This is a genomic window from Serratia sp. CY74737, assembly GCF_052166775.1.
Taxonomy (GTDB): domain Bacteria; phylum Pseudomonadota; class Gammaproteobacteria; order Enterobacterales; family Enterobacteriaceae; genus Serratia; species Serratia ureilytica.
In genome coordinates this window covers 26,104-44,644 of the sequence record NZ_JBJNOF010000003.1, presented here as the reverse complement: position 1 = coordinate 44,644, position 18,541 = coordinate 26,104, and the positions used below count along the sequence as shown (strand labels likewise).

General features: G+C 60.8%; 16 protein-coding genes and 2 pseudogenes. 6 read left to right on the top strand and 12 right to left on the bottom strand.

Annotated elements, in window-relative coordinates; all coding sequences use genetic code 11:
- Nucleotides 1–36: 36 nt before the first annotated feature.
- From ACJ8PE_RS05980 to ACJ8PE_RS05960, 5 genes are all read right to left on the bottom strand, one after another.
- Entirely contained in the window at nt 37–231 is a 195-nt protein-coding gene (locus ACJ8PE_RS05980) for a ribbon-helix-helix protein, CopG family (protein ID WP_004928567.1), read from the bottom strand.
- An 80-nt stretch (nt 232–311) separates the two neighbouring features.
- Nucleotides 312–1,100, bottom strand: coding sequence for a spermidine synthase (locus ACJ8PE_RS05975; RefSeq protein WP_404768920.1), 789 nt, complete (start codon nt 1,098–1,100; stop codon nt 312–314).
- A 34-nt stretch (nt 1,101–1,134) separates the two neighbouring features.
- Complete coding sequence (gene fabZ / locus ACJ8PE_RS05970; protein WP_033643035.1) at nt 1,135–1,590, bottom strand: 3-hydroxyacyl-ACP dehydratase FabZ; 456 nt, start codon at nt 1,588–1,590, stop codon at nt 1,135–1,137.
- 188 nt (nt 1,591–1,778) lie between these two features.
- Nucleotides 1,779–2,273, bottom strand: a complete 495-nt coding sequence (locus ACJ8PE_RS05965; protein ID WP_197760603.1) for a TIGR00645 family protein — start codon at nt 2,271–2,273, stop codon at nt 1,779–1,781.
- A 94-nt stretch (nt 2,274–2,367) separates the two neighbouring features.
- Nucleotides 2,368–3,567, bottom strand: coding sequence for an MFS transporter (locus ACJ8PE_RS05960; protein ID WP_099783037.1), 1,200 nt, complete (start codon nt 3,565–3,567; stop codon nt 2,368–2,370).
- A 97-nt stretch (nt 3,568–3,664) separates the two neighbouring features.
- Here ACJ8PE_RS05960 and ACJ8PE_RS05955 point away from each other — a divergent pair, with 97 nt between their 5' ends.
- Nucleotides 3,665–4,606: a LysR family transcriptional regulator gene (locus tag ACJ8PE_RS05955; protein WP_047575830.1), complete on the top strand. Its 942-nt coding sequence runs from the start codon at nt 3,665–3,667 to the stop codon at nt 4,604–4,606.
- Nucleotides 4,607–4,612: 6 nt separating this feature from the next.
- On the opposite strand, the gene ACJ8PE_RS05950 is transcribed toward ACJ8PE_RS05955, so the two are convergent.
- Both ACJ8PE_RS05950 and ACJ8PE_RS05945 read right to left on the bottom strand, forming a co-directional pair.
- A complete protein-coding gene (locus ACJ8PE_RS05950; RefSeq protein ID WP_033643038.1) occupies nt 4,613–4,906 on the bottom strand; it encodes a SelT/SelW/SelH family protein in 294 nt (97 codons plus the stop codon).
- Nucleotides 4,907–5,033: 127 nt separating this feature from the next.
- Nucleotides 5,034–6,269, bottom strand: coding sequence for an NAD(P)/FAD-dependent oxidoreductase (locus tag ACJ8PE_RS05945; RefSeq protein WP_197760531.1), 1,236 nt, complete (start codon nt 6,267–6,269; stop codon nt 5,034–5,036).
- A 191-nt stretch (nt 6,270–6,460) separates the two neighbouring features.
- Here ACJ8PE_RS05945 and ACJ8PE_RS05940 point away from each other — a divergent pair, with 191 nt between their 5' ends.
- From ACJ8PE_RS05940 to adhP, 3 genes are all read left to right on the top strand, one after another.
- Nucleotides 6,461–7,246, top strand: a complete 786-nt coding sequence (locus ACJ8PE_RS05940) for a sulfite exporter TauE/SafE family protein (protein WP_404768919.1) — start codon at nt 6,461–6,463, stop codon at nt 7,244–7,246.
- A gap of 16 nt (nt 7,247–7,262) precedes the next feature.
- Complete coding sequence (gene blh / locus ACJ8PE_RS05935; protein WP_033643041.1) at nt 7,263–8,552, top strand: bifunctional sulfur transferase/dioxygenase Blh; 1,290 nt, start codon at nt 7,263–7,265, stop codon at nt 8,550–8,552.
- A 197-nt stretch (nt 8,553–8,749) separates the two neighbouring features.
- On the top strand, nt 8,750–9,766 hold the full coding sequence (gene adhP / locus ACJ8PE_RS05930; protein WP_033643042.1) for an alcohol dehydrogenase AdhP: 1,017 nt from the start codon (nt 8,750–8,752) through the stop codon (nt 9,764–9,766).
- A gap of 60 nt (nt 9,767–9,826) precedes the next feature.
- On the opposite strand, the gene exaC is transcribed toward adhP, so the two are convergent.
- Nucleotides 9,827–11,347, bottom strand: a complete 1,521-nt coding sequence (gene exaC, locus ACJ8PE_RS05925; RefSeq protein ID WP_197794375.1) for an acetaldehyde dehydrogenase ExaC — start codon at nt 11,345–11,347, stop codon at nt 9,827–9,829.
- Nucleotides 11,348–11,622: 275 nt separating this feature from the next.
- Between exaC and ACJ8PE_RS05920 the strand changes: the two genes are divergently transcribed.
- Nucleotides 11,623–13,398, top strand: coding sequence for a sigma-54-dependent Fis family transcriptional regulator (locus ACJ8PE_RS05920; RefSeq protein WP_197792344.1), 1,776 nt, complete (start codon nt 11,623–11,625; stop codon nt 13,396–13,398).
- Between the two features lie 53 nt (nt 13,399–13,451).
- Here ACJ8PE_RS05920 and ACJ8PE_RS05915 read toward each other — a convergent pair whose 3' ends face one another.
- Entirely contained in the window at nt 13,452–14,369 is a 918-nt protein-coding gene (locus ACJ8PE_RS05915) for an ABC transporter substrate-binding protein (protein ID WP_197792353.1), read from the bottom strand.
- Between the two features lie 149 nt (nt 14,370–14,518).
- Between ACJ8PE_RS05915 and ACJ8PE_RS05910 the strand changes: the two are divergent.
- Nucleotides 14,519–15,695 (top strand): annotated as a pseudogene (locus ACJ8PE_RS05910) (MFS transporter).
- Nucleotides 15,696–15,725: 30 nt separating this feature from the next.
- Here the strand turns inward: ACJ8PE_RS05910 and ACJ8PE_RS05905 are convergent.
- The 3 genes and pseudogenes from ACJ8PE_RS05905 to ACJ8PE_RS05895 form a co-directional block, all read right to left on the bottom strand.
- A pseudogene (locus ACJ8PE_RS05905) lies at nt 15,726–16,537 on the bottom strand (hypothetical protein).
- 22 nt (nt 16,538–16,559) lie between these two features.
- On the bottom strand, nt 16,560–17,732 hold the full coding sequence (locus tag ACJ8PE_RS05900) for an MFS transporter (protein WP_197760524.1): 1,173 nt from the start codon (nt 17,730–17,732) through the stop codon (nt 16,560–16,562).
- The gene (locus tag ACJ8PE_RS05895) at nt 17,729–18,538 is read right to left on the bottom strand and encodes a hypothetical protein (protein ID WP_015377860.1); all 810 of its coding nucleotides are present in this window, start codon (nt 18,536–18,538) and stop codon (nt 17,729–17,731) included. Before ACJ8PE_RS05895 ends, ACJ8PE_RS05900 begins: the two co-directional genes overlap by 4 nt.
- Nucleotides 18,539–18,541: the final 3 nt, after the last annotated feature.

Below are 18,541 nucleotides of genomic sequence, written 5' to 3'. Positions count from 1 at the left end.
GCAAAGCGCGCTTCACGGTTTGTGGGGCGGGCCGCCTCAATTGCTCTCTACGCGAGGATTGGCGTGGGTCGGCTGGCTGGGATAATCCACCTGATGCTTGTGCAGATAATCGCGTATCAGCTGGCGCACCACCTGGGAAGGGGTGACGTCCTGCTGCAGGCACAGCTCTTCCAGGGCTTTCTTTTTGTCCGGGTCAATCAGCACCGTTAGCCGCGCCGTTTTCTTTTCCATCAGGATCCTCCAGAGAATGATGACTGAATGATAATACCATGTGAGCGAAGCGGCCAGCCAGACCGCGCCGCCGCTCGTCTTTAGCGGAAATGCAGCCGCTCTATCTTGCGTGACAGGTAGCCGAGTTCGCAGTTGAACAGCTCGCCGCTGCCGGCGGCCAGCGTGCGCAGCGTGCTGAGCGGCAGCGACACCTGGGCCGGCGTAGCATAAATGATCACGTTGCCGCTGGGGGCGATGCAAAACAGCACGGTGGCGAATATCCGGTGCAGGCTGTGGTACAGCAGGCTGTTTTCGTCGGGCAGATCGTGGTAATTCAGCACCAGCCAGCCCCCGTTATTCAGCCGCGCGGCGCAGTTCTCCAGGAATGTCTGGGTGCCTTGCTGCGGATCCATGGCGAACGCCGAATAGAGATCGGAGAAAATCAGATCGTAACGCGTCTCGGCGGGCGGGCGCACGAAGTCCATGGCGTCGGCGGTGCGCAGGCTGATGGTGTCGGTGGCCGGCAGCGTAAAATAGCGGCTCGCGACGGCGATTACCGCGGCGCGCAGCTCGACGACCTCCAGGCGCATAGCCGGATCGAGCGCGTGCAGCGCACGCAGCAGGCTGCCGCCGCCTAACCCCAGGATCAACGCCGACGTCGGCGGCTGCCAGGCCACCGCCATCAGCATCGCTTTGATGTAGTTGTGGATCGGCTGCGCGGGGTTGCTGAGGCTCATCTTGCTTTGCTCGCAGATGCCGTCAAACCGCAGCGTGCGGTAGTCCTTGTGATCGGAAACGATGATTTCGCCCCAGGCGTCGGCTTCGCGAGCGATCACCTGGCCACGCGGGGAGAAATCGAGGGTTCTGAGTAAGCTGTCAACCAGAGACATGGTATTCGCAGGACTCCTTTGGCAAGCGGCCTGTTTACTTACGGGCGCACATGAAATCGGCGGTGCAAATGCGCCGGCCATCGATGCTGGCACGGCCGGTGAAGCGGGCGATCGCGCCGCGCCGGCGTACAAAGGCGACCTCCATCAACACCTGGTCGCCGGGACGGGCGGCGCGATAAAACCGCGCCCGCTGAATGGAAGCGAAGTAGTAATGTTCCCCTTCGTTCAGCGCCCCGAGATAGTAATGCGCCAGCAGACCGGTGCTTTGCGCCAGCGCTTCCACCAACAGCACGCCAGGAAAACCGGCGAAGCGCGCATGGCCGCTCCAGAACGTCGGCTCATTGGCAGTGATGTTCTTGATGGCGCTCAGCCGCCCTTCGGCGATGCAGGTGCCGGCGGGCAGCACGCGATCGACCAACAGACAGGGATAGCGATGAGGCAGAATCGCCTGAATATCGTGGAATTGCAGGGGGTGACCATGTAATGGCATGAGGGAGCGTGATCCTGTCTGCGGCGAATCCGGCGCGATGGCCGGCGTTCGGTCCATAATGAGTGTAATGACATTATAATAAAATTATCATCAGATGTGCCAGATGAAAGACATGACGGCGACGACGGTTGGGAAACAGCGAAGGAGGGGAAGACACCCGATCCTGACGATCGGGCGTGGCGGCGCGTTTAGTGCCTGGAGCGGGTCACCTTGTCCAGATAGCCCATCACGAAGGCGGAGAGCACGAAGGTGAGGTGGATGATCACATACCACATCAGCTTGTTGTCCGGCACGTTCTTGGCGTCCATAAACACCCGCAGCAGGTGAATGGAAGAGATGGCGACGATGGACGCGGCGACTTTGTTTTTCAGCGAGGTGGCGTCCATTTTGCCCAGCCAGCTCAGCTTTTCTTTCCCTTCGGTGATATCCAGCTGCGAGACGAAGTTTTCATACCCGGAGAACATCACCATGACCAACAGCCCGCCGACCAGCGCCATGTCGACCAGCGACAGCAGGGTCAGGATCAGGTCGGCTTCGGCGATAGAAAAAATGTTGGGCAGGACGTGCAAGATCTCCTGAAAAAATTTGATAGACAGGGCGACCAGGGCCAGTGAAAGGCCGAAATAAACCGGTGCGAGCAGCCAGCGGGAGGCGTACATCGTGTTTTCGAGCAAGCGTTCAATCATAAAATTTTATTAAATACGTGGCTAAAAGAGCGCTCAGTATAACGCAGGAGACCCGGACGAAATCAACCGCTTGCGCCGGTAAAGGGCAATATCAGGCCGCTGCGCGCGCCGTTTTGCGCCCGCTGCGGATCCACAGCGCCACGGCCCCCGCAGCCGTCGCCAGCGCCACGACGCCCGGCCAGCCCGCGCTTGCCAGAATGCGGCTGCCGAGGACGGCGCCGGTCGCCATGCCGATGAATACGCCGGTGAACAAGAGGGCGTTCAAGCGGCTGCGGGCCGCCGGTTCGAGACCGTAGACGATGGTTTGGTGCGCGATCAGCGTCGCCTGGATGCCCAGATCGAATCCGACGGCGCTCAGCGCAATGAGCGCCAGCTGCGCCGGGAGCGGCAATAGCGGAAGCAGAAACATCAGGGCGAAGGCGGCCAGAACCAGTCCCGCGCCGATGCGGGTCACGGCGTCAGGGCCGTGCCGATCGGCCAGACTTCCCGCCAACGGGGCCGCCAGCGCACCCGCCGCCCCCGCCAGGCCAAACGCGCCGGCCGCCGCGCTGCCGATCTGGTAGCGCTCCGCCAGCATCAACGCCAGCGTTGACCAGAAAGCGCTGAAGCCCAATGACAGAAAACCTTGCGCCAGCGTTGCGCGCCGCAGCTCGGGATACGCGGCCCACAGATGCCCCAGCGAGCGCAGCAGCGCGGGGTAACTCAGCGCGTTATGAGGGCGAAGACGCGGCAACATGCGCCAGATCGCCAGCGTGATCGGCAAAACGCCCAGCGCCGCCAGCGCGTAAACGCTGCGCCAGCCGGCGTACTCGGCGAGCGCGCCGCTGAACACGCGCGACAGCAGAATGCCGGCCAACAGCCCGGTCATCACCGCGCCGACGGTTTTGCCGCGGCTGGCCTCCGGCGCCAGCGTGGCGGCGGCGGGGATAATGTCCTGCGCGACGGTGGCGGTCAGGCCTATCGCCAGGCTGCTGAGCAACAACAGCGGGAACGAGGCGGCAAACGCGCAAAGCAGCAGCGTCAGCGTCAGCAGCGCGCCTTTGATCAGAATAATCCGCCGGCGATCGTATCGGTCGCCAAGCGGCGCCAACAGCAAAATGCCCAGCGCATAACCCAACTGGGTCAGCGTCGGCACCATGCCGGCATCGGCGACGCCGGCGTGAAAATCGGCGCCCATCATGCCGAGCATGGGCTGGCTGTAATAGATTGAAGCGACGCTGAGGCCGGCGCCGGCCGCCAGCAGAAACACGACGTTGGCGGACGGGGCGCCGTAGGTGGCGGAAGTGCTCATGACAAAGATCCCTGCAAAGTGAATGTGCGGCTATTTTTACCGCTTGCTTCATTCCGCTGTAGCCCCCTCGCAGGTAAAACTGTTATACACTTAACGTATGAATAAAATTAATTTACCCAACGGCGACCGCATAACTTTGCTGCATACGCTGGTGCGCATCGTCGAGAGCGGCAGCCTGTCGGCGGCGGCGCAGCAGCTGGGCACCTCACAACCGACGATCAGTCGGCGTCTGCAGGCGTTGGAGCAGCTGCTGGGCGCCAAACTGATCCAGCGGACGACTCACGCCCTCAAACTGACCGACGACGGCGAGCGCTGTTACCGCCAGGCGCGGGGGCTGATCGAACAATGGCAAAGCCTGGAAGAAGGGCTGGGCGGCGCGCGCGACGAACCGGTCGGGGTGTTGCGCGTGCGGGCGCCGCACGCTTTCGGCCAGGATCAGCTGATCGGTCCGTTGGGCGAGTACTTGCGGCGCTACCCGCAAACTTACGTTGAGTGGACGCTGAACGATCATTCTCCGGACTTTATTCCCGAAGGCGTGGATTGCGCCATTCACGTCGGTGCGGTGACCGATCCGTCGGTCGTGGCGGTGTTGCTGGCGGAGGTGCCGCGCAGCACGGTAGCGTCGCCGGCGCTGCTGACGAGCCGAGAGCCGGTTCGCTGTCTTGACGATTTGGCGCGGTTGCCGTGGCTGGCGTTGAACAGTTTTTATCGCAATGAAGTGGTGCTGACCCATGTTGAGCGCGGCGAGCAGGGGCGGTTCGATATCACGCCGAGGTTGAGCACCGACAGCCTGTACGCGGTGCGCAAGGCGGCGCTGGAGGGGCTGGGCGTCGCGATTGTCTCCTCCTGGCTGGTGCGGGACGATGTGGCCGACGGGGCGCTGCAAACCGTGTTGCCGGCCTGGCGCGCCGCGCCGCTGCCTATCTACCTGCTGTATCCCTACGCCAGCTATTACCCGGCTCGCCTGCGCAAGTTCATGGAAATGATGAAGGAAGTGATGCCGCGCATTCTCGGCGCGCGGCCGCCGGCGGCGGGCTGACGCCGTTCAGTGCCGGGCTTTTTTGCCGTCGTTGTGGCCGAGGGAACGCTCGGGAAAGCTGTGATCGCGCAGCCGCTGCTTTAACTGCGCCGCATCGGGGAAGCCGCCGTCAATTTTGCGATCCCAAATCATCACGCCATCGACGCTGATTTGATATACCCCGCCGGTGCCCGGCATCAGGGTGACGGAGGCGAGATCGTCGCCGAAGGTATTGAGCAGCTCTTGCGCCATCCAGCCGGCGCGCAGCAACCAATTGCATTGTGAACAGTAGTGAATCGTAACGGCGGGGGCATTTTTCATCGTTGATCGACCGGTTAGTGGTGACGGCTTGCAATCAGCCTGATGGCTCGCAAGCGATGGTGGCTGTGTATCGCCAAATAGTCAAGCGCCTGCGGAAGCCGCGAGGCGCGGATAACGATGACGGTCGCTATGGCTTGCTTTTGGCAAACCATTCGACCCCGCGCAACATGCCCGCCCAGTAAAATTTGGGTAAAAACCAGGCCTTCAGCCACCATGCCATACGGCTGGGATGCGTGTTGTCGAACAGAGGAAAGGTGGGGAGCAATTTACTGTCGTAACCAAACTCCGCCAGAACAACCTTGCCTTTCTCTACCGTCAATGGGCAGGAGCCATAACCATCATACCGTGCCGCATCAGGAGCGCCGTTAAGCTGCGCCGCGATGTTCTCTGCCACCACCACCACCTGTTTGCGAGCCGCCGCCAGGGTTTTGGCATTTGGCGTGGCGCAACAGTCGCCAACCGCAAAAATCGTCTGCCACTGCTTATGCCGTAGGGTGAATTTATCCACGTCGCACCAACCTGACTCGTCAGACAACCCACTTTGCGAAATGAACGCCGGCGCAGATTGCGGCGGCACTACGTGCAGCATATCGAAGGGCAGTGTCACTTCGCGTTTGCCTTCTTCATCACCGTCCAGAGAAAAGGTCGCTTGCCGGCGCTGCCCATCAACGCGAACTAAATTATGCCGGAAGTTGACCTGTGCGCGGTATTTTTTCAAGTAATCGGTCAGCGGAGGAACAAATTGCGGCACGCCGAATACCGCCGCGCCCGCCAGGCAAAAATTGACGTTAATATTATTAAGGACACCTTGTCGCCGCCAGTGATCGCATGAAAGGTATAAGGCTTTTTGCGGCGCGCCGGCGCATTTTATCGGAATTGGTGGTTGAGAAAATATCGCCTCGCCGCCTTGCATTTCACGAACCAGTTTCCAGGTGTATTCCGCAAGATCAAAACGATAATTAGAGGTGACGCCATTCATTCCCAACGTTTCTTCAAGACCCTCTATTTTATCCCAACGTAAAACGAGGCCGCAGGCAACAATAAGGAAGTCGTAGTTTATTTTCTGCCCTTGGCGGGTCTCGACATATTTTTGGCCGGGCTCCACTCTGACCACGCTATCCTGAATCCATGCGGTTCCTGGGGGGATGACGGCGTGCATCGAACGCCGCGTTTTATTGATATCAAAGAGCCCGCCGCCCACCAGGGTCCATGCCGGTTGATAATAATGACAGTCGCCAGGTTCAATTACCGTTATATCAATGCCTTTAACTCGCTTCCTTATGCTTGCCACGACGCTTATTCCAGATGAACCACCGCCAATAACAACAACTTTTTTCTGGGTGTTTATTTTTTCCGGTTTCATGCAGGCCTCCTTTCATAAGAAAGTAGGGGGTTGATGCCCAAATTAAAAGGGAATTCATAGAACTTATGGTTATATTGAAAATCACATATTCGATTTAGCTATATGTAATAGCTGAGTGTAATAAGTTATTTGACAATCAATGCGAACTGATCGTTAATAAATACCACAAACACCGTTCAGGAATTAACGCATTGGATTTTTTCCATTTTACTTTTTATACCCTGATGTTATTGGTGATAACCGGAGGAATAGTCGGATTTCTCTTGGCCCTGACAGGCGGAGGCGGCTCCATCGTTTGTGTGCCGCTGCTGCTGTATATGGTGCAAATCCCGGATACGCATTTGGTGATCGGCACCAGCGCCATGGCCGTCGCCGTCAGCGCGCTGCTCAACCTTTTTGCGCACGCCGCCAAAGGAAACGTCCGGTGGCGAACCGGCATTGTCGTGTCGCTGGTCGCGGTGGCAGGGACGCTGGCAGGTTCACAGATGGGAAAAATCACGGACGGGCGCTATCTAACCCTGCCTTTCGCTTTGCTGATGTTGATTGTCGCCGGATTAACGCTGAAAAAAAATCACCGGGCCGGCAACGGTTTGGCTTCTCCGGATGCAACCTTTCATCCCGCCATCGTGTGGCCCGGCGTGTTGGCGCTGGGCGCGGTGGCCGGCTTTCTGGGTATCGGCGGCGGATTTTTAGTGGTGCCGGCGCTGCTCTGGTTTTTCCGCTTTTCGCTGCTTGAAGCGGTGGCCACCTCGCTGGTGGTGGTTTCTGCCATGGGTTTATCGACGAGCGCAAGCTATGCCTTGTCCGGCAAGGTGTCGCTCGTCATCACGTGCTGGCTGATCGTCGGCGGTGTTCTGGGGGGCGTCGTGGGGGTTGCGCTCACCGAACGCCTGAAGAAACGCGAGGACATTATCCGTGTGCTCTACGCCGCCATGCTCTTGGTGCTGGCCCTTTATATGCTTTTTAAAAGCTTATAAGACAGAAGGAAAAAATATGCGCATCCGTACATACCATCATCAGCTCTCCTTTTCGGGGGCGCCCGCAGCGAGTGATTTCGCTACCCTGCATCAACAAGGCTACCGGCTTATCGTCAACAACCGGCCAGATGAAGAACCGGGGGAGCATCTATCCCATCAGCAAGAGAAAACGCTGGCTGAAGGCATGGGCATAGACTACGTCTATCTTCCTTACACGTTCGACACGCTGACCTGGGAGACCGTTTATACCTTCCATTACCTGTTGCGGCGAGGCAAGAAGACCCTGGCGCACTGCCGGAGCGGGGCGCGCTCAGCCTGCCTTGCTCTGCTGCATGCGCTGCGCGAAGGGCGGATCGATGAAGCGCGATTCCGCAGCCAATGCGAAGAATATGGCGCGGATGCCGATAAGGCGCTCAGCTGGTATCGCCGGCATCAGTCCGTTCAGTCTCATGCGCAAGTGCACGCATTTTATGAGCCGGAAAGCGGCAGCCTGCAGTATGTCGTCGCCGATCCCGAGGCGCGTCGCTGCGCCATCATCGACCCGGTACTGGATTTTGACCGCCGATCGGGCACGGTATCGCATCAGCAGGCGCACACCATTTTGAGCTTTATCCGGCAGCAAGGGTGGGGCGTGGCCTGGGTGCTGGATACGCACCCGCATGCCGACCATTTTTCTGCCGCAACCTGGCTGGCGCAGAAAACCGGCGCCCTCAGCGGCATAGGCGAAAAAATTACCGCCGTGCAGGGGCTGTGGCAAGACATCTATAATTTGAAGGAACTGCCTCCCGCCGAGACCGTGTGGGATGCGCTGTTTGCGGATGGGGACGTCTTTTTTATCGGCAACCTGCGCGCTGAAGTCTTGCTGTCTCCTGGCCACACCCTGGCTTCCGTCACATATCACATTGCCGATGCGGCGTTTATTCACGATACGTTTTTCATGCCTGACAGCGGCACCGCAAGGGCCGATTTCCCCGGCGGAAATGCGGAAGCCCTGTGGGATTCGTTGCAGCGGATCTTGAGCCTGCCAGCGGATACCCGCCTGTTTACCGGCCACGATTATCGCCCGGCGGGGCGTGAGGCCCGCTGGGAAAGCACCGTGCGAGAGCAGCGCGAGAACAACCCCTGGGTGGCCAACATGGATAAAGCCCAATTTATCGCGCAAAGAAAGCAGCGAGACGCCACGTTGCCGCATCCGGAATTGATGTTGATGGCGCTGCAGGTCAACATTCGCGGCGGCGTTCTGCCTGATTGCGAAGATGATGGGCGGCACTACCTCAAAATCCCTGTTAATCGCTTCAAGGGGTAAATCAAGCCAGAGAGGCGCGATCGTTCACGGCTGCCAATCTCAAGGCGATCGCGCCGTCTGTTAATGGTTTTTTATGAAATAATCAGACTGATTCATATTTAATTATTTGTTTTTACACAAAACACGCGGCGCTTGCCCTCGCCGAATACAGTCACTACATTAACAACTGTACTTCCCACACTGCTAAGGAAAACACCATGAAAGCTGCCGTAGTGACGAAAAACCATACCGTAGACATTCAGGATAAAGTGCTGCGCCCGCTGAAGCACGGCGAAGCGGCGTTGAAAATGGAGTGTTGCGGGGTGTGCCACACCGATTTGCACGTGAAAAACGGCGATTTCGGCGAGGTGCCGGGCATTACGTTGGGGCATGAGGGCATCGGCGTGGTCTCCGCCGTCGGTGAGGGCGTCACCTCGTTAAAAGTGGGTGACCGCGCTAGCGTCGCCTGGTTTTACCAGGGTTGCGGCCACTGCGAATACTGCGTCAGCGGCAACGAGACCCTGTGTCGCTCGGTGAAAAACGCCGGCTACAGCGTTGACGGCGGCATGGCGGAAGAGTGCATTGTGGTGGCGGACTATGCGGTGAAAGTGCCGGACGGGCTCGATTCTTTCGCCGCCAGCAGCATCACCTGCGCCGGCGTCACCACCTACAAGGCGGTGAAGATTTCCGATATCAAGCCGGGGCAGTGGATCGCCATTTATGGCCTGGGCGGGCTGGGCAACCTGGCGTTGCAGTACGCCAAGAACGTGTTTAACGCCAAAGTGATCGCCATCGACGTCAATGATGGCCAGCTGGAGTTCGCCAAACAGATTGGCGCCGATCTGACTATCAACTCCAAAACGCAAAACGCGGAGGAGATCATTCAGCAGCAAACCGGCGGTGCTCACGCGGCGGTGGTGACGGCGGTGGCGAAAGCCGCCTTCAACTCGGCGGTCAATGCGGTGCGCGCCGGCGGTAAAGTGGTGGCCGTGGGGCTGCCGCCGGAGAGCATGGATCTGAGCATTCCGCGCCTGGTGCTGGACGGCATTCAGGTGGTGGGTTCGCTGGTGGGCACGCGCGAAGATCTGAAAGAGGCGTTCCAGTTCGCCGCCGAAGGCAAAGTGACGCCGAAAGTGACCAAACGGCCATTGGGCGATATCAACGCCATCTTCGAGGAGATGAAGGCGGGCACCATTCGCGGTCGCATGGTGATCGATCTCGGCATGGCGAAGTAGGCCACGCGAAAAAAGAAGGCCACCTGCGGGTGGCCTTCTTGTTATCTCATTACGCCGGCTTCAGAACAGGCCCAGCGGTTTGGCGTCGTAGCTGACCAGCAGGTTTTTCACCTGCTGATAGTGCGACAGCGCCGCCTTGTGGGTCTCGCGCCCGATGCCGGAGTTTTTGTAGCCGCCGAACGCGGCGTGCGCCGGGTACAGGTGGTAGCAGTTGGTCCATACGCGGCCGGCCTTGATCGCGCGTCCCATGCGGTAGGCGCGGTTGATGTCGCGGGTCCACAGCCCGGCGCCCAGCCCGAACTCGGTGTCGTTGGCCAGCGCCAGGGCTTCGGCTTCATCCTTGAAGGTGGTGACGCCAATCACCGGCCCGAAGATCTCCTCGCGGAAGAAACGCATGCTGTTGTCGCCGGTGATCAGCGTCGGCTGCAGGTAGAAACCGTTTTGCACTTCGTCGCCGCGCTGAGCGGGCTCGCCGCCCGCAACGATTTTGCCGCCCTCGTTTTTAGCGATGTCGATGTAGGACAGGATCTTGTCGTACTGCTGTTTTGACGCCTGGGCGCCGATCATGGTCTCGGTGTCGAGGGGATCGCCCTGGCGGATGGTGGCGATACGCGCCAGCACTTTCTCCATAAACTGCGGGTAGATGGACTCCTGGATCAGCGCGCGTGAAGGGCAGGTGCAAACCTCTCCCTGGTTGAAAAAGCCCAGCACCAGCCCCTCAACCGCCTTATCGATAAACGCCGGCTCCGCCTGCATGATGTCTTCAAAATAAATGTTCGGCGATTTGCCGCCCAGCTCGACGGTGCTGGGGATGATGTTCTCCGCCGCACAGGCGAGAATGTGGCGGCCGACCGGCGTGGAGCCGGTGAAGGCGATTTTTTCGATGCGTTTGCTGCGCGCCAGCGCTTCGCCGGCCTCGGCGCCGAAACCTTGCACCACGTTGAGCACCCCCGGCGGCAGCAGATCGCCGATCTCTTCCATCAGCACGCTGATGCCGAGCGGCGTCTGTTCCGCCGGTTTCAGCACCACGCAGTTACCGCCCGCCAGCGCCGGCGCCAGTTTCCAGGCGGCCATCAGCAGCGGGAAGTTCCACGGGATAATCTGGCCGACCACGCCCAGCGGTTCATAGATATGATAGGCCACGGTATTTGGGTCGATCTCCGCCGCGGTGCCTTCCTGCGCGCGCAGGCAGCCGGCGAAGTAGCGGAAATGGTCGACCGCCAGCGGCAGATCGGCATTCAGGGTTTCGCGGATCGGTTTGCCGTTGTCCCAGGTTTCGGTCAGCGCCAGCATCTCCAGCCGCGACTCGATGCGATCGGCGATGGCCAACAGCACATTGGCGCGTTCCTGCACGCTGGTTTTACCCCAGGCGTCCGCCGCCGCATGCGCCGCGTCAAGCGCCAGCTCGATGTCTTTGGCGTCGGAACGCGGGAATTCGGCGATCGGCTGGCCGGTCACCGGCGAGGTGTTGGTGAAGTAGTTGCCGGATACCGGTTCGACAAATTTGCCGCCAATGTAGTTGCCATAGCGTGGACGGAACGAAACCAGCGAGCCAGGCAAACCGGGGTGAACATATTTCATGTGAAGCACCTCTCTGCAGATGATAACCGGCGCTATTGCGCTGCGCCTGTGAGTGCGGCCTGTCGCCGCAGCACAGAGAAGCACGCCCCGTGCCAGATTAGCGACGGACGTAGCGTTATTAAAAAAATGGCTATTTATTAAATTGTTAAGCACTGATGTGGGTAAGCCAATCGAGCGGTGCCGCTGCCGCCGATGATTTTTTGTGTTCCGTGTCGCAACGCCTGATGCACATCCATGATACATATTTGCAACACTTGCAGCCGGGGGAGAAACGCATGTTGCCTGACGACCGCTTGCTCACTGAGAGCGCCAGTTTGCTGACCCACCCGCTGGCGGAATCCTGGCAGCGCAGCCGCAGTTACGGCCTGACGCGCGCCGATCAACATATCCCGTTTATCAAAGCCGGTCTGCTCGAAGAACTCCGCAGCCGCAACGACTGGGTGCCGCAACGGGTACAGCCGCTGATCGAACAGTTGGGCGCGCAAATCACGCGTCAACCGGCCATCGTGGTGATCGCCGACGCCGACGGGCTGGTGTTGGAAACCCGTGGCAATCACGATTTTCTGCACAAGGCGTCGCGCTTTGCGCTGGCGCCGGGCAACCAGTGGGGAGAAGCGGAGCGGGGCACCAACGCCATCGGCACTGCGCTGGCGCTGGGCGCTTTCTGCGAAGTGCGCGGCGATCAGCATTTTCTCAACCAAAACGCCGGATTGAACTGCACCGCCGCGCCGATCTACCGGCCGGATGGCCATATTGCCGGCATACTGGATCTCTCTGCCCCGGCCCAGCGCCCGTATCCTGATGCGCAGCGTCTGATCATGCAGGCGGTGCGCCATATCGAACACCGCTGGGTCAGAAGCGCGATCGCCGATCGTCACTGGACGCTGCGCCTGCACGCCGACGCTGGGCGCCTGGGCAGCGCGCAGGAACTGCTGCTGGTGTTTCACGACGAAGTGCTGATCGCCGCCAATCGGCTGGCGATGGTCGAGTTCCAACTCTCGCCGGCCGCATTCGGCTCGCTTGAATTCGCTCAGCTGTTCCCCGATCTGTTGCGGCAACCCTCCGGCGCGCCGCGCCAGACGCTGGCCGGCAATCAACGGCACTATTATTCGCTGCTCGAGGCGCCCCAGCGTCGCGTTAGCGCTCTGCGTTCGACGCCGCCGGCGGAACGGCACGACGAGCAGCATCAGAAAGCGTTGCGCATTCTCAACGCCGGCCTTTCTCTGTGCGTGACCGGCGAAACCGGCTGCGGCAAGGAGCACTTCAGCCGCCGCCTGTTTCAGGAAAGTCGCTGGCGCAACGGCAACTTCGTGGCGATCAACTGCGCGGCGCTGCCGGAACCGCTGATCGAGTCCGAACTGTTCGGCTATGCGCCGGGGGCGTTTACCGGCGCCAACCCCAAAGGCTATATCGGCAAGATCCGCGAGGCGGACGGCGGCGTGCTGTTCCTCGATGAAATCGGCGACATGCCGGCGGGCCTGCAAACGCGCCTGCTGCGGGTGTTGCAGGAGAAAACGGTCACGCCGCTCGGCAGCCGCAGCGCCTATGCGGTCGATTTCGCGCTGGTTTGCGCGACGCACCACGATCTGCATCGGCAGGTGCAAACGGGGGCGTTTCGCGAAGATTTATTGTATCGCATACAGGAATACAGCCTGCGCATCCCGCCGCTCAGAGAGCGGGCGCAATTGGAGGCGTTCATTCTGCAGCTGTGGCGGGAGCTGGGCGGCGAACGGCGCGACATTCGCCTGTTGCCGGAGGCGCTGGCGATGCTGGCGCGCTACCCGTGGCCCGGCAACGTGCGGCAATTGTTAAGTACGCTCAAGGTGCTGCTGGCGCTGGCGGACGATCGCGCAGTGCTCACCCTGGACGATCTGCCGCAGTCGATCGCGGTGCTGTCGCCGCGCCAGGCATGCACCGACGCCGGCGGCGAGGATCTGCAGGCGGCGATCGACAGGGCGGGCGGCAATCTCAGCCGGGCGGCGAAGGCGCTCGGCGTTTCGCGCAGCACGCTGTACCGCAAGCTGGGGAGGCGAAGAGCGGCAGAGGAATGATATTTCTCGATTGACCGGCGATAAGGCCCCGCTGCGCGGGGCCTGTTGCTCTCTCAATCCCCCAGTCCCGGCGGGTTAATCTCGGAATGGGCAATCTTCTCGTCGCTCTCCGCCCAGCGATCCAGCACCTGCAGATAACTGCCGTTGGCGATGGCGCTGTTGAGCGAAGCCTGCACCGCGTCCACCAGGCCGTTGCCTTTCTTCAGCGTGACGGCGATGTTGGCGGTCTTCGGCCAGCCGCCGGGCACGATGCCCACCAGCCGGGTTTTACCGGTCAGCCGCGCCTGATAAGCGCCGGAGACGTTGGGTCCGAAGGTGGCGTCGGCGCGGCCCGACTGAATGGCCAGCGTGGAGGCGGCCTTATCGGTGACGTACACCGGCTGCAGCGGCGCTAATCCCTTGGCGCGGTTCTCCTTGTCCCAGGCCAGCAGCACCGCTTCCTGATTGGTGCCGGAATCGACGATGATCTTTTTACCGGCGATATCCGGCGCCGTTTTGATCTGGGTGATTTTACTGTCGGACTTGACGTAGAAGCCCAGCGTATCCTGCCGATAGGTGGCGAAATCGAATTTTGTCTTGCGTTCGTTGGTCACGGTGATGTTGTAAACCGCGGCGTCATATTTACCGGAGGCCACCCCCAGCGGCCAGTCTTCCCACGACGTGGGCACCAGCCTGAGTTTCAACCCCAAACCGTCGGCCACCAGGCGCGCGATGTCCGCCTCGCTGCCGATCACCGTTTTATTGTCGCGGGCATACAGGCCGAACGGCGGGCCGCTGCCCAGCAGGGAAATGGCCACCGTCAGCGTGCCGGGCTCCACGAACTTGAAACCGGCGGGGATTTTGGCGACCGCCTCGGCGTTCTTCACCGTATGGATCGGCGTTTCGTTGGCGACGAGATCCACGCCCGGTGCGGCGGCGGCGGAAAAACTCAGCAGCGCCGCCATCACTATCATCTTTTTGCTATCTATCATTATGTTAATTACCTTCATTATTAGGACTGTCACAGGGTCGTTGCACTATCTCTGAAGGCTAAAGGGCTGTGAACGAACAAAATCAACTATCCAATCTTGGAAAAATCATGAGGCGCCTCTGGCGGCGCTGAATCGATCGAGGATGAACCATGCCGTCGCGTTTCGCTACGTTGGGCCGCATACCGCGCGGCGTGTGGGTATTGGGTGGCGTGAGCCTGCTGATGGACGTTTCCTCGGAAATGATCCATAGCCTGTTGCCGCTGTTTATGGCGACGACGCTCGGCGCCAGCGTGATTGTCATCGGTCTGATCGAAGGGCTGGCGGAGGCGACGGCGTTGATCGTCAAGGTGTTCTCCGGCGTGCTCAGCGATTACCTTGGCAAACGCAAAGGGCTGGCGCTGCTGGGCTACGGGTTGGGCGCCATCAGCAAACCGTTTTTCGCCATCGCGTCGTCGTCCGGCATGGTGATGAGCGCGCGCCTGCTGGATCGCGTGGGCAAAGGCATTCGCGGGGCGCCGCGTGATGCCCTGGTGGCCGACGTGACGCCGCCGGAAATTCGCGGCGCGGCTTTCGGGCTGCGCCAGTCGCTGGATACCGTCGGCGCCTTTTTAGGGCCGCTGCTGGCCGTCGGTCTGATGCTGCTGTGGCACAACGATTTTCGCGCCATCTTCTGGGTGGCGGCGATCCCGGCGGCGCTGGCGATTGCGCTGCTGTTTTTCGGCCTGAAAGAGCCGGCCGCCGCGATAACCCACAAGCGCACCAACCCGATCACTCGCGCCAACCTGCGGCTGCTGGGGCGCAGCTATTGGTGGGTGGTGAGCATCGGCGCGCTTCAGTGAAGCGTTCCTGGTGTTGAAGGCGCAGCAGGGCGGCACGCCGCTGGCGCTGATCCCGCTGGTGATGGTCGCCATGAATCTGGTCTACGCCTGCTCGGCCTATCCGTTCGGAAAACTGTCCGACCGCATGAGCCATGAAGGATTGCTGAAAGCCGGGTTGCTGGTGCTGATCGCCGCCGACCTGGTATTGGCGCTGAGCGATCATTGGGGCGGGGTGCTTTTTGGCGTCGCGCTGTGGGGCGTGCACATGGGCATGACCCAGGGGCTATTGGCGGCGATGGTGGCACATACCGCGCCGGCGCACCTGCGCGGCACCGCGTTCGGCATGTTCAATCTGATCGGTGGCGTGGCGCTGCTGCTGGCGAGTCTGGGGGCCGGAACCCTGTGGGAGCTGTTCGGTTCCGCCTCCACCTTCTACGCCGGGGCGCTCATCTGCGTGGTGACGCTTATCGGCATGAAGCTGGCGCCGTTCGGCGAACGGCGGCCGTGAAAGCGGCGGCGCTGAACGCCGCCGCGCGGTTTACGCCGGATGGGCGTCATTCTCGTTGCCGCCAATCGCCAGGTAATCCGTGTAGATTTGTGGCGCGCCGGAGAACGACGCCAGTGTTTTCCACTCGTCATACATGCGTTCGGTGTCCTGATGCTCGGCCACGAACCTGAGCGCTTGCTCGGTTGAGACATCGAGCTCCGGATGGAACGCGTTGAGCGACGCCAGACTTTCAATGATCAGCATCACCGCGTATTGGTCCAGCCGATTGCCGCTCTGGCCCTTCAGCAGGTGAAACTTCCAGCCCGGGTAGTCTTCCACGCGGTGGATGTTGTCGATAATGAACCGTTCAAACCGCTCGGGCGAGACGCCCGCTTTAAGCGCCAGGTTATGAATGCCGATGACACGCTGAATGCTTTCCTTTCCCGGTTCGCTGCGGTAATTGGGGCCGGGCGGCAATGAACTGCGGCTATTCTCGGCCACCAGACGGTAACAGGTGTAAAGGGTCGGCAGTTCGGCGAAGGTCGCGAAGGTTTTCCACTCCTCAATCAGCGCGGCGGCCTCCGGACGCTGCCGCCAAAAGGCGTGCGCCTCGTCGGTCAGCTCGCCGTTGCCGTCGATATAGCGCGCGTAGGTGGCGGCGTCTTTAGCCTGATAAACCATCAGGTACTGATTTTCACGCTCGCCGCGCAGGCCGCGCAGCAGCGTCCATCGCCAGCCGGGATAGCCGGGATGGCGACGCCTTTATGGCGAACGAACGCTTCGAAACGATCCGAGGCGACGCCCCGTTTCAGGTTGATTCCCACGTAGTGCAGGGAGAAAACCGGCGTGGTTGATGCATGCATTAAACGATCCTCGCAAGTTAAGTTAGTGAGATGTGTTCGTCACGGCTTTGGCGCTGATGCTGACCAGTAACAGGCACAGCAACGTGCAGCCGAAAGCCAGGGCCAGACTGGTGTAATTGGCGATAAAACCGATCAGCGCCGGGCCGGTTAATAAGCCGAGATAGCCGACCAGCGTCACGGCCGGAAACGCCTGGCCAGGCGGCACCTGTTTTTGATTGCCGACGGCGTTGAACAGAATGGGAACGATGTTGGCGATGCCCAGGCCGGCGAGCATCAACCCGCCAAAGGCGGCCGATGCCAGCGGGACGGTGACGGTCAACAGCACGCCTGCCGCAGCGCACAGGCTGCCGAGCAGCAGAGTGCGGAAGCGCCCGACGGCGCCGATCAGCCTGTCGCCATACAGCCGCCCGCAGGCCACGGCGACGGCGTACAGCGTGAATCCGATCCCCGCCTGCGATTTGGCCACGCCTCGCTCGGCATGCAGGAATAATGCCGACCAGTCGAGCATCGCCCCTTCGGTCAGGAACACGAAGAAACAGAGCAGGGCGATAAACAGGATCTTGCCGTGGGCCAGCGCCCACCGCGCGCCGCCCCGTCGCCGCTCGCCGATGCCGCCGTGCGCCAGTAAATCGCCGGCGACGATCAGCAGCAGGATCGCGATGAGGAGGGCGATCAGGCCGATGGCCTGGGCCGGGGCGAGGCCTGCCAGCAGCAACAGACTGACGCCGCCGGCGCCGGCAATGCCGCCAAGGCTGTAGAAGCCATGAAAACCGGACATTTTCGCCTGGCCGCTCTCCCGCTCGACGATTATCGCCTGTGAGTTCATCGCCACATCCATGATGCCGTTGACGGCGCCAAATACCCCCAATGCCGTCCCCATCAACAGCGGAGCATCGAGTAACGCCAACAGCGGCAAGTCGATGCATAGCAAGGCGCCAGCGCCCAGCAACACGGCGCGGCACCCCAGTTTGGCGATCAGATAACCGGCGAAGGGCATGATCGCCATGGAGCCGGCGGCGAGGCAAAACAGCAGCAAACCGAGCGCGCCATCATCGATGCCCAATCGCGCTTTCACGAAAGGGATCAACGGCGCCCAGGCGGCCATGCCCAACCCGGCGAGGAAGAAGATCGCTCGGGTGGCGATTTGCCGGCGATGATTCTCTGCGGCCTCGCCGGTTAGCCAAGGTAGCATCATGACGATCGGCTCTGTGCGACGGACAGATAATCGGTATAAATCTGCGGTGAACCGGAAAATGACGCCAGTTGCTTCCACTCTTCATACATTTGCTTGGTGTCGCGATGCGCTTTGGCGAAGGTTGCCGCTTCGGCGGTGGCGATATCGGGCTCCGGATAGAACACGTCCAGCGCCGCCAGGCTGACGATTTCCATCATCACCGCGTACTGGTCGAGCCGATTGCCGCGCTCTCCCTTCAGCAAGTGAAACTTCCAGCCCGGATAATCCTCAATGCGATGGTGATTTTCGGCGATAAAGCGTTCGAATTGCGCCGGGGTCACGCCTTCGCGCAGCGCCAGATTGTGGATGCCGATAATGCGCGCCTCGGGCGGTTCGCCCGGCCGTTCCCGGTAGCGCGGACCGGGCGGCACGTCGCTTTTTCTGTTCTCAGCCAGCAGGCGATAATCGCTGAACAGCGTCGGCAGCAGGCTGTAGGTGCCCAGTTTTCGCCACTCGGCGAGGATTTCCTGCGCGGCGGCATGCCGCCGCCAGAATTCGTGCGCGTGCGCCGTTCGCTGCCCGGTGGCGGTGACGTAACGATCGCGCTGCTCGGCGCTGTCAATCTCGTACAGCATCAGGTATTGCCCGACGCGTTCGCCGCGCAGGCCGCGCAGCAACGTCCAGCGCCAGCCGGGATAACAGGGGATATGCACGCCTTGTTCGCGCACGAAGGTTTCAAACTGTTGTGGCGTGACGCCGGCTTCGGTATCGATGCCGATGTAATAGAAGCTGAATACCGGTTTGGGATCGGAGACTGTCGTCGTCATCTT